This is a genomic window from Actinoplanes sp. NPDC023936, assembly GCF_040639325.1.
Lineage (GTDB): Bacteria > Actinomycetota > Actinomycetes > Mycobacteriales > Micromonosporaceae > Actinoplanes.
This window is the reverse complement of record NZ_JBEZZR010000033.1, coordinates 61177-72605: the sequence shown is the minus strand read 5'-3', so window position 1 is coordinate 72605 and position 11429 is coordinate 61177. Positions and strand designations below refer to the sequence as shown.

At 67.6% G+C, this 11429-nt stretch carries 7 protein-coding genes; 3 read left to right on the top strand and 4 right to left on the bottom strand.

Annotated features, from left to right (window positions below):
• Positions 1-60: 60 nt before the first annotated feature.
• Positions 61-1428, bottom strand: coding sequence for an ABC transporter substrate-binding protein (locus tag AB0F72_RS31985; RefSeq protein ID WP_360439081.1), 1368 nt, complete (start codon positions 1426-1428; stop codon positions 61-63).
• Positions 1429-1940: 512 nt separating this feature from the next.
• Positions 1941-3356, bottom strand: coding sequence for a UDP-glucose/GDP-mannose dehydrogenase family protein (locus AB0F72_RS31980; protein WP_360439078.1), 1416 nt, complete (start codon positions 3354-3356; stop codon positions 1941-1943).
• 744 nt (positions 3357-4100) lie between these two features.
• Here AB0F72_RS31980 and AB0F72_RS31975 point away from each other — a divergent pair.
• The 3 genes from AB0F72_RS31975 (at position 4101) to AB0F72_RS31965 (ending at position 9816) form a co-directional block, all read left to right on the top strand.
• Complete coding sequence (locus tag AB0F72_RS31975; protein WP_360439075.1) at positions 4101-6989, top strand: glycoside hydrolase family 48 protein; 2889 nt, start codon at positions 4101-4103, stop codon at positions 6987-6989.
• Between the two features lie 158 nt (positions 6990-7147).
• A complete protein-coding gene (locus AB0F72_RS31970; RefSeq protein ID WP_360439072.1) occupies positions 7148-8227 on the top strand; it encodes a lytic polysaccharide monooxygenase in 1080 nt (359 codons plus the stop codon).
• 308 nt (positions 8228-8535) lie between these two features.
• A complete protein-coding gene (locus AB0F72_RS31965; RefSeq protein WP_360439069.1) occupies positions 8536-9816 on the top strand; it encodes a GDSL-type esterase/lipase family protein in 1281 nt (426 codons plus the stop codon).
• Between the two features lie 111 nt (positions 9817-9927).
• Here AB0F72_RS31965 and AB0F72_RS31960 read toward each other — a convergent pair whose 3' ends face one another.
• Together AB0F72_RS31960 and AB0F72_RS31955 are read right to left on the bottom strand one after the other, a co-directional pair.
• A complete protein-coding gene (locus tag AB0F72_RS31960) occupies positions 9928-10548 on the bottom strand; it encodes an L-threonylcarbamoyladenylate synthase (protein WP_360439066.1) in 621 nt (206 codons plus the stop codon).
• A gap of 106 nt (positions 10549-10654) precedes the next feature.
• Positions 10655-11429: DUF222 domain-containing protein (locus AB0F72_RS31955; protein ID WP_360439063.1), on the bottom strand; the 775-nt coding region annotated here is incomplete at its 5' end.

Here is an 11429-nt window from a genome sequence, read left to right as displayed (position 1 = left end):
GGGAGACTGGTAGGGCCGGTCGGGCGAAAGCCCGACCGGCCCTGATGTTTCCCTAGCTCATTACTGCGGCCAAGCCTTCTCGATGTTGTCCACCGTCGTCTTGGTGTCCTGGCCGGTGATCCAGTTCGTCGACTGCTTCCAGAACGCGTTCGAGCCGACCGCGGCGGGCATCATGTCCGAGCCGTCGAAGCGGAAGGTCGCGTTCGGGTCGAGCAGAATGGTCGCCGACAGCTGGTCGATCGGGTTCTTCAGGTTCTCCACCTTGAGGCCCTTGTTGGCGCTGACCCAGCCGGAGGAGAGCTTCGCCTTGGTGTTCGCCCACACGTCGCTCGACAGGTACGTCTGGAAGGCCTTGACCTCCGGACGGTCCGCGAACGCCAGGACGAACTCGCCACCGCCGAGAACCGGCTTGCTGGTGGCGTCCTGGCCCGGGAGGTAGAACGCGTAGATGTCGCCGTCCTCAGCGATCTTCGTTTCCGCCGGGAAGTTGGCGGCGTAGAAGCTGGCCTGGCGGTGCAGCGAGCACTGGCCGTCCAGGATCGGGAGACCCGCGTCCTGGAAGGTGGTGCTGGCGATGCTCTTGACGTCGCCGAGACCGCCGTTGACGTACTTGTCGTTCTTCAGGTAGTTGCCGGCCGCGTCGAACGCCGTGGCGATCGCCGGGTCGTTGAAGGGGATCTCGTGCTTGACCCACTTGTCGTAGGTCTCCGGGCCCGCGGTGCGGAGCACGAAGTCCTCGACCCAGTCGGTGACCGGCCAGCCGGTGGCCTCACCGGAGCTGATGCCGGCGCACCACGGCTTGCCACCGTCGGTCACGATCTTGTCAGTCAGGGCCTGCAGGTCCGCCAGGGTGGTGGGGACCGTGTAGCCCTTGTCCTTGAACTCCTGCGGCGAGTACCACACCAGGGACTTCACGTTGGCGCCCAGCGGCGCGGCGTAGAACTTGCCGTCGACCGTGCCGTAGGCCTTCCAGTCCTCGCCGAACCACTTGTCGACGTTGGCGGCCGTCTCGGCCGGAGCCTCGACCGCCTTGCCGGTCGCGACGAGCTGCTGGAGCAGACCCGGCTGCGGCACGAACGCGAGGTCCGGCGGGTTGCCGGCCTTGGCGCGAACCAGGACCTGGGTCTCGAAGGCCTTGTCGCCCTCATACTTGATGGTGGCGCCGGTGCACTGCTCGAAAGGCTTGTAGGAATCCTTGTGAGGGGTGTCCTCCGGGGTCACGATACCGGTGTAGATCGTGACCGTCTTGCCCTTGATGTCGCCGAACGAAGTGTAGGGCGAGCAGTCGATCGCTGCTGCCGAACTGTCGGTGGTACCGCTCTCGGAATCGTCGCTGTCGCCGCAGGCGGTCAGGCTGAACGCCAGACCGACGCTGAGGGCACCGGCGAGCGCGACCCGGGATCGCGAACTCCCACGTTGACCGAACATACCGCTCCCTATGTCATATAGAGCGCCTCCGGCGTCGACCACCCTGATCCTGGTGACGACACCGCCGTCCGAAGCGCTTCTTGACCAACAGTCAAGAGGTAACCAGCAAGTTGCGCAATGATTTCGTCGTGATCGAGTCGGTAACGATATCGCTGCGACGCCCTGGCACCTTAACCGGTTAAGGAGATTGGCGAAAGAGCCTATCGGAACGTGGTTCTTTGATCCGTCTTTATCCGTATTTTTCCCTCGCAAACCTGACGGTGAGTCGGTTTTGCTGGGCTTCGGGGGAACATGCTGTAGCCGCAAAAGGGAACCGCCGCAGTGGCTTTGGGCCGCTGCGGCGGTTCGGGGTGCGTGGGTGGGTTTGCACCGGCTTGCCGGTGGGGTTTGTGCCGGCTTGCCGGTGACCTTGTGCGGGCTTGTTGGTCACCTTGTCGGTCAGCTTGTCGGTCACCTTGCCGGTGACCCTGTTGGTGACCTTGTTGGTGACCCTGTCGGTAACTGCCGGTGGCTCAGCCCGCTACAGCGATGTATTTGTACCCGATGCGCCGCATCCGTTCCGCGTCGAGCACGTGGCGGCCGTCCAGGATGATCGGCGTGCGCATCAGTCCGATGAACTTCGACCAGTCCAATTCGAGGTACTGGGCCCACTCGGTGACCAGCACGACCGCGTCACAGTCGGCGAAGACCTCGTCGATGGTCTGACTCAGGTACGGCGCCAGCTCCGGCTGCTCGATCCGGAACCGCTCGGTCGCCACCGGGTCGTGCAGCTTGACCCGGGCGCCGCGGGCGATCAGCGAGTTCGCGATGTCCAGCGCCGGCGCGTCCCGCAGGTCGTCGGTGTTCGGCTTGAACGCCAGGCCCAGCAGGCCGATCTTGCGACCCTTGAGGATGCGCAGCTCGTCCTGGAGGCGCTCCACCGCGATGGCACGCTGCCGCTGGTTGACGTCGCGCGCCGCCTTCACGATCGGCATCTCGAGGTTGTACTCGGCGGCGGTCGCGATCAGAGCCTTGGTGTCCTTGCCGAAGCAGGAGCCGCCCCAGCCGACGCCGGGCTGCAGGAAGCGCGAGCCGATCCGCTGGTCCAGGCCCATGCCTCGGGCGACCTCGGTGATGTCGGCGCCGACCTTCGCGGCGAGCTGGCCGATCTCGTTCGCGTAGCTGATCTTGAGGGCCAGGAACGCGTTGGCCGCGTACTTGATCAGCTCGGCGGAGGCCAGGTCGGTGGAGACCAGCGGGACCGCGTTGGCGTCCTCGGGGCGCGGCAGGAACGTGGGCGGCGTGAACGTCTGGTTGATGATCGGGCGGTAGAGGCGGTTGAGCACCTCGAGGCTGCGCGGGTTGTCCGAGCCGATCACGATGCGGTCCGGGAAGAGGGTGTCGGCGATCGCGTTGCCCTCGCGCAGGAACTCGGGGTTCGAGGCGACCGCGAACTCGGTGGTGTTGCTGCCGGTTCCCTCGGGCCCGTTGTCCCGCTGCTTGAACGAGTCCCGCTGCTTGAACGAGTCCCGCTGCTTGAACGAGTCCCGCAGGATCGCGTCGACCCAGTTGCCGCTGCCGATCGGGACCGTCGACTTGTTCACCACGACGGTGAAATCGTTGTCGAGGGCCTGCGCCACGCTCTCCGCCGCGCTGCGCAGGTAGCGCAGGTCCGGGCTCCCGTCGGCGGCCGAGGGCGTCTGCACGGCGACGAAGACCACGTCGGCGCCGGGAACCGCGTCAGCGTAGGAGGTGGTGAAAGTCAGGTTCGGCGCGGCCTCGGCGAGCAGGTCCTCCATGCCGGGCTCGTAGATCGGACAGCGGCCCGCGGCCAGCATGTCGATCTTCGCCTGGTCGAGGTCGACGCAGGTCACCTCGTGCCCCAGGAACGCGAGACTGACACCGGTGGTCAGGCCGACATAGCCGGTTCCGACAACGCAAACCTTCATGCAATCTCCTCCGCCGCCTCTTCGCGGTTCTCCGCCGGCTCGCCGATCGCCCGTGTCGGCCGTGTGTTTGGCCTGCCTGTGTCGCTCGCCCGTTTGGTCGGTCCGCGGTTACGCCGCGTGTCCGCCTCGTGGCTCGCCCTTCTTTTTGGTCCGGCGGGCCGGTCGGCGTCCTGGCTGGGCGCCGCCCTGCGTGTTCCGCCGAATGATACACAGGCGGTTGATCCGTGATTTGTCCATGGATGAGCTGTTCATCCCGCTGGACGTCCCCGATGGACAGGTCGGATTCCCCGATCTCGCGCCGGTGAACCGGCTGGTGTCGTAGAAGCGGGCGCTGTTGTCACCGCGACCGGGGCTGTTGGCGCTGGTAAATGCCGGTGGTGGCGCGGTGATCGCGTTTTGTTGCTGTCCGTAGCCGATTCGGGGCGACCTGGCGGTTTCTCGACCCGCATCGCCCGGCGCGCCATTTCGCGCCATGTCAACGCGAGGTTTCCGGCTCTTGACACGGCGATGACATGGTTCCACGCTGCTGGGAGCGCTCCCAGATGAACGTCCATCGATGGAAGGTGTTGCCCCGTGAGGTTTAGATCCCCACGCAGTGCAGCTCAACCCGGTGCAGCCCAACCCAGCACACCCCAACCCAGTGCAGCCCAACCCAGCGCAGCCCAACCCGGTGCAGCCCAACCCAGTGCACCCCAACCCAGCGGACCCCCGGGCAGCCGGACCACCTCGAACCTCAGGCGAAGAGTGGCCATAGCCGGCGTCGCCGTTCTCGGCGCCGGCGCGGCCCTCGTAGCCGGCACGCCGGCGTACGCCGCGGCAGGGTGCACCGTCGTCTACAAGGTGCAGAGCCAGTGGCCCGGAGGCTTCACCGGCGACATCCAGATCAAGAACACCGGCGACCCGCTGAGCAACTGGAAGCTGGAGTTCGACTTCCCCGACGCGGGACAGAAGGCCGTGCAGGGCTGGAGCGGCGTCTACAGCCAGACCGGCCAGCACGTGACAGTGAACAACGCGTCCTGGAACGGCAGCCTCGCCACGAACGCCACGATCAGCTCCGGGTTCAACGGCACGTTCACCGGCTCCGCGAACCCGGTGCCGACCGCGTTCACCCTCAACGGCACCGCCTGCAACCAGACCGCGAACGTGCCGACCGTGCAGATCAGCAGCCCGGCGGCGAACACCCGGTACACCGCCCCGGCGTCGATCCCGATCGCGGCGACCGCGACCGCGGCGAGTGGGCAGACCATCAGCCGGGTCGAGTTCTACCACGACGGGCTGCTGCTGGGTTCGGACACCACGGTGCCCTACGCGTACACCTGGAACGGGGTGCCCGCCCAGTCGGCGGCGTACCACCTGCAGGCTGTCGCGTACGACGGCGCGGGGGTCAAGAGCAGCACCGCTGACGTGCCGGTCTTCGTCGACGCGGCGACCACCCCGTCGATCGTCGCGGACGCCACCTCCCTGTCGATCTCGCCCGGCGCGAGCGGCTCGTTCAAGCTGGCGCTGAGCAAGGCGCCGGCCGCGAACGTCAGCGTGGCAGTGGCCCGGAGTGCCGGCACCACCGCGGTCACCGCGACGCCGGCCACGCTCACCTTCACGCCGTCGAACTGGAACACCGGCCAGGCCGTCACTGTCGCGGCGTCCACCTCGGCGACCGCCGGGTCGACCGCCACGATCGCGGCGACGTCCAACGGCTACACCGCGGCGGAGCTCGGTGTCACGGTCGTCGAGGAGGGCTCGGTCGACGCCCGGTTCACGCAGCTCTACAACGACCTGAAGAACCCGGCCAACGGGTACTTCAGCCCCGAGGGCGTGCCCTACCACTCGATCGAGACGCTGATCAACGAGGCGCCCGACCACGGCCACGAGACCACCAGTGAGGCGTTCAGCTACTGGCTCTGGCTGGAGGCCGAGCACGGGCAGGTCAGCGGCGACTGGGCACCGTTCAACAACGCCTGGGCGACGATGGAGAAGTACATCATCCCGTCGCACGCGGACCAGCCGACCAACGCCAACTACAACGCGCAGAAGCCGGCGACGTACGCGGCCGAGTATCCGCAGCCGTCGCAGTACCCGTCACAGCTGGACTCGAGCGTCTCGGTCGGCACCGACCCGCTCGCTGCCGAGCTGAAGGCGGCGTACGGCACCGACGACATCTACGGCATGCACTGGCTGCTCGACGTCGACAACACGTACGGCTTCGGCCACTGCGGCGACGAGACGTCCCGCGTCGTCTACATCAACACCTTCCAGCGCGGCCCGCAGGAGTCGGTGTTCGAGACCGTGCCGCAACCGTCCTGCGACACGTTCGCGCACGGTGGCACCAACGGTTACCTCGACCTGTTCACCAAGGACTCGTCGTACGCCAAGCAGTGGAAGTACACCAACGCGCCGGACGCCGACGCGCGTGCCGTGCAGGCCGCGTACTGGGCGTACACCTGGGCGACCCAGCAGGGCAAGGCGTCGCAGATCTCGGACGCCGTGGCCAAGGCCGCCAAGATGGGCGACTACCTGCGGTACTCGTTCTACGACAAGTACTTCAAGCAGCCCGGGTGCGCGTCGACCAGTTGCCCGGCGGGCACCGGCAAGAACGCCTCGAGCAACCTGATGTCCTGGTACTACGCCTGGGGCGGCGCGTACGACACCAGCGCCGGCTGGGCGTGGCGGATCGGCTCCAGCACCAGCCACTTCGGTTACCAGAACCCGATGGCGGCCTACATCCTGTCCAACGTCGGGGCGTTCGCGCCGAAGTCACCGACCGCGAAGGCGGACTGGCAGGCCAGCCTGGACCGGCAGCTCGAGTTCTACCAGTGGCTGCAGTCCTCCGAGGGTGCCATCGCCGGTGGCGCGACGAACAGCTGGAACGGCAACTACTCGGCGCGGCCGGCCGGCACGCCGACGTTCTACGGTCTCGCGTACGTCGAGGCCCCGGTCTATGAAGACCCGCCGTCGAACCGCTGGTTCGGGATGCAGACCTGGTCGCTGGAGCGTCTGGCCGAGTACTACTACGTGACCGGCAACGCCAAGGCCAAGGCAGTCCTCGACAAGTGGGTGCCGTGGGCGCTGGCGAACTCCACCATCGAGGCGGACAGCTTCTCGATCCCGTCCGAGATGCAGTGGACCGGCGCGCCGAACACCTGGAACGCGTCGAACCCGCAGACGAACACCAACCTGCACGTGACGGTCACCGCGCACGGCGAGGACCTGGGGGTGGCGGGCTCGTTCGCCAAGCTGCTCACCTACTACGCCGCCAAGTCCGGCAACGCACAGGCCAAGACCGCCGCGAAGGGCCTGCTCGACGCCATCTGGGCGTACAAGGACGACAAGGGCGTCTCGGTGACCGAGACCCGTGCGGACTACAACCGGATGGACGACGCCTACAACGCCACCACCGGCCAGGGCATCTACATCCCGCAGGGCTGGACCGGCACGATGCCGAACGGCGACGTGATCAAGCCGGGTGTCTCGTTCCTCGACATCCGCTCGTTCTATCGCAGCGATCCCGAGTTCGGGAAGGTCGACGCGTACCTGAAGGGCGGCCCGGCGCCGACGTTCAACTACCACCGATTCTGGGCTCAGGTCGACGTGGCCACCGGCTACGCGGACTACGCCCGGCTGTTCCCGGAGGGCTGATCATGAAACTCTTCAGAATGGCGCCAAGACCCTTCAGGCTGGTGCCAAAGCCTTTCAGGCTGGTGCCAAAGCCCTTCAGGCTGGCGTCAAAGCCCTCCAGACTGGCGTCAAAGCCCTCCAGACTGGCGTCAAAAGCCTTCAGAATCGCGGCAGTCGCAGTGTTCGCCGCGGCCGCCGGCATCCTCGCGGTGCAGAGCCCGGCGCAGGCACACGGCGCCATCCAGGTGCCCGGCAGCCGTACCTGGTTCTGCTACCAGGACGGTCGCAACCCGCAGACCGGCGCGATCGAGCCGAAGAACGCTGCCTGCGCCGCCGCGGTCGCGCAGAGCGGGGTGACTTCGCTCTACAACTGGTTCGCCGTGCTCCGCTCGGACGGCGCCGGACGAGTCAGCGGGTTCCTGCCGGACGGCCAGTTGTGCAGTGGTGGAACCGGCGGCCCGTACAACTTCACCGGTTTCAACCTGGCCCGCACCGACTGGCCGCTGACCCACCTGACCGCCGGGGCGAACGTCCAGTTCAAGTACAACAACTGGGCCAAGCACCCGGGCACCTTCTACCTCTACATCACCAAGGACGGGTACGACCCGACGAAGCCGCTCGCCTGGAGCGACCTGGAGCCGACTCCGTTCGACCAGGTCACCAACCCGCCCGCGAACGGCGGGCCGGGCACCGACGACGGCCACTACTACTGGAACGGCAATCTGCCCGCGGGCAAGACCGGCCGGCACCTGATCTACTCGGTGTGGTCCCGCTCGGACAGCCAGGAGACGTTCTACGGCTGCTCGGACGTGGTCTTCGACGGTGGCAAGGGTGAGGTGACCGGTATCGGGAACGGCGGGACCGCCTCTCCGTCCCCGAGCACCCCGGCGTCCCCCAGTAACCCGCCGTCGCCCAGTAACCCGCCGTCACCCAGCACGTCGAACCCGCCGAATCCCACCGGTGGTTGCACCGCGATGTACTCCGTGGCGTCGGCCTGGTCGGGCGGATTCCAGGGCGAGGTGATGGTTCACGCCGGGGACACCGCGGTGAACGGCTGGACCGTCTCGTGGACGTTCCCGGGTAACCAGACCCTGGCGCAGACGTGGAGCGGGCGTGCCACGTCGAGCGGTTCGCTGGCGACCGTGAAGAACGAGACGTGGAACGCCGCGGTCCCGGCTGGCGGTCACGTCACATTCGGGTTCCTCGCCTCAGGGACGGCCGCCGCGCAGGTGCAGAATCTGACCTGCACGACCGGCTAACGAACTCTGCCGGCTGGACAAACTCTGCGGGCTGGACAAACCCTGCCGGCTGGACAAACCCTGCCAGCTGGACAAACCCTGCCAGCTGGACAAACCCTGCCAGCTGGACAAACCCTGCCGGCGCGAGAACCCGGCCACCCGGCGGTGTGATTACTTTCGCACCGTCGGGTGGCTTCAGCGGGAAAGACGGCTTGACTCCGCCGACATCGATTATTTAGCGTACCGGGATAAAGCGGAAAAACCTTCTCCTCAACACGGCCCGGGCGACCTCCCGCCGCGCACTCCTGCTCGGTGGCGCCGGTGCGGCCGTGCTCGCGGCTACCCCGGGCACGGCGGGACAGCGCAACCCGACGCTGCGGGCGCCCACCCGGGTCGGCACCTGGGCTGCCCCGGTCACCGCCCAGCCGGTCAGCAAGGTCTACACCCTGGCCGACCAGACGGTACGACAGGTCGTCCACGCCAGCATCGGCGGCGACCAGCCGCAGGTCCGGTTCAGCAACGAGTTCGGCGCCCATCCGGTACGCATCGGCGCCGCCACCCTCGGACTGCGGGCCGGCAGCGGCGCCAGCACCGACCTCGTACCCGGAACCGGCCAGCCGCTCACCTTCGCCGGTCGTCCTGACGCGATCATCCCGGCCGGCGGCACGCTGATCAGCGACTCCGCCGATCTCGTCGTCCCGCCCGGCGGCGACCTGGTGATCAGCCTCTACCTGCCGGAGCGCACCGAGGTCGGCACGGTCACCCCGCTGGCGTACCAGACGAACTTGGTCGCACCCGGCAACCTCACTGGGGTGGACAAGACTGGGGCGGACAAGACTGGGGCGGACAAGATTGGGGCGGACAAGACTGGGGCGGACAAGACTGCGACGGACAAGGCCAGCTCAGCGGTAGCTCAATCCTCGTACGTCTTCCTTTCCGGCGTCAGCGTCCGCGCTCGCCGGTCGACGTCCGCGATCGTCGCGTTCGGCGACTCGATCACGCGGGGCGCCAGAACCGTGGAGAACGCCAACCACCGGTGGCCCGATCTGCTGGCCGCCCGGTTGCGCGACGGCAACATCGACCGTGGCGTGCTGAACACCGGCATCAGCAGGAACCGTCTGCTCAGCGGACCGATCGGGCGGACCGGGCGTGCCGGTTCCAGCGCCTGGGCCGGGGAGTCCGGACTGCGCCGGTTCGAACGCGACGTGCTGGCTCAGCCCGAGGTCAGCCATGTGATCGTTCTTCTCGGAGTGAACGACCTCGGGCTCGTCACGCCGCCCACCATCGACCAGCTGATCGCCGGGCACCGTGACCTGATCAGCCGGGGCCGGGCCGCCGGGCTGAAGATGATCGGCGGGACGTTGCTGCCGTTCGGCGGTTATCGGGGCCGTCTCGACAACCCGGAGAGCCGCGCGAAACGCGATGCGTTCAACGCATGGGTGCGCAGGTCGGGCGAGTACGACGCGGTGGCCGACTTCGACGCGGCCATGCGAGACCCGGCTGCACCGTATCGGATCCTGCCCGCCTACGACAGCGGTGATCACCTGCATCCGGGCGACGCCGGCATGGCGGCGATGGCCGCGGCGGTCCCGCTGAACCTGTTCGAATAGGGTCGGCGCAGGCAAGTAGGGCCGTCTGCGCTGGCCCTGCTCGAACAGCCGCTACTCGAACAGGCCCTACTCGAACAGGCCCTACTCGAACAGGCCCTACTCGAACAGGCCCTACTCGAACAGGGACGGGTCGCCCGCGCCCACGCGCAGGATCTCCGGAACCCCGTCGGACAGGTCGATCACCGTGGTCGGCTCGGTGCCGCACTCGCCGGAGTCGACGACCGCATCCACGCTGTGGTCGAGCGCTTCCTTGATCTCCCAGCCCTGGGTCATCGGCTCCGGCTCGCCGGGCAGCAACAGCGTGCTGGAGACGAGTGGCTCACCGAGTTCGGCGAGAATGGCCTGGGCGGTGACGTGACTGGTGATCCGTACCCCCACGGTCTTCTTCTTGGGGTGCAGCAGCCGGCGCGGAACCTCTTTGGTGGCAGGCAGGATGAACGTGTACGGCCCCGGCGTGGATGCCTTCACCGCCCGGAACAGCGAGTTGTTGATCTGCACGAACTGGCCCAGCTGCGCGAAGTCGTGGCACATCAGGGTGAAGTGATGCCGGTCGTCGAGGTGCCGGATGGCGCGGATCCGGTCCAGGCCATCCTTGTTGCCCATCCGGCAGCCGAGCGCGAAGCACGAGTCGGTCGGGTAGGCGATCAGACCGTCCCCGCGAATCAACTCGACGATCTGATGGATGCTGCGCTGCTGCGGATTGTCCGGGTGCACGTCGAAGTACTTGGCCACTCCGGTAAGCCTAGTCCGCGCAGCTCCGTGGCCTGATCAACGGGGGACTGATCAGCGGGGACTGATCAGCGGGGACTGATCAGCGGGAACTGATCAACGGGGGAACTCACGTCCGCCGGTGATATTGGTTCTGCCGTGGCACTCGCTGCGGATCCAGTGACGCCGGCGGCAGGAACTCGGGCCGGCCTTCGGGTCCCGGCCTGATCTGCCAGCCCGAATCGCCGTGAATGACCTGGTGGTGGTACCCGCAGAGCAGCGCCAGCTCCCGCAGGTCCGTTTTGCCGCCGTCGGACCAGGGGTTCATGTGGTGTGCTTCGCACCAGCGTCCCGGCCGGTCGCAACCGGGGAACGTGCATCCGCGGTCACGCACCATCAGCGCCCGGCGCTGCACGCCGCTGACCAGCCGGCGGGTACGCCCAGCGTCCAGGACCTGGCTCTCGCCTCCGAAGATCAATGGCAGGATCCGGGAGTCGCAGGCCAGCCGGCGGACAGTCTCGGCCGACACCGGTTCGCCGTCCTCCAGCAGGCCGGGACCGAGCTCGCCGCGCAGCACGTCATAGGAAGCGGTGACCGCGAGCTGCGGGCGGGCCCCGCTCTGCTCCGGCAGGCTGCCTCCGGTCAGCGCCAGGCGGCACACGTCCACCAGGGCGTCCGCCCGTCGCTGCCCCGGCGTCCGCGTTTCACCTGTCTCTGCCAGTTCGGTCCGGGTGGCGGCGGGACGGCACAGCGGGTCCAGCGCGGCGGTGATGACTGCGGCGCTCTCGCTGTCGAGAAGCCCGCGCACTCGCACCCGCCCGTCACCGTCCGAGGTCAGCGTCAGGAACCGTTGCTCCCGCGCCTCCTGTTCCGCCAGCCGGAGCCGCGCTTCTGCCCGGGCATGG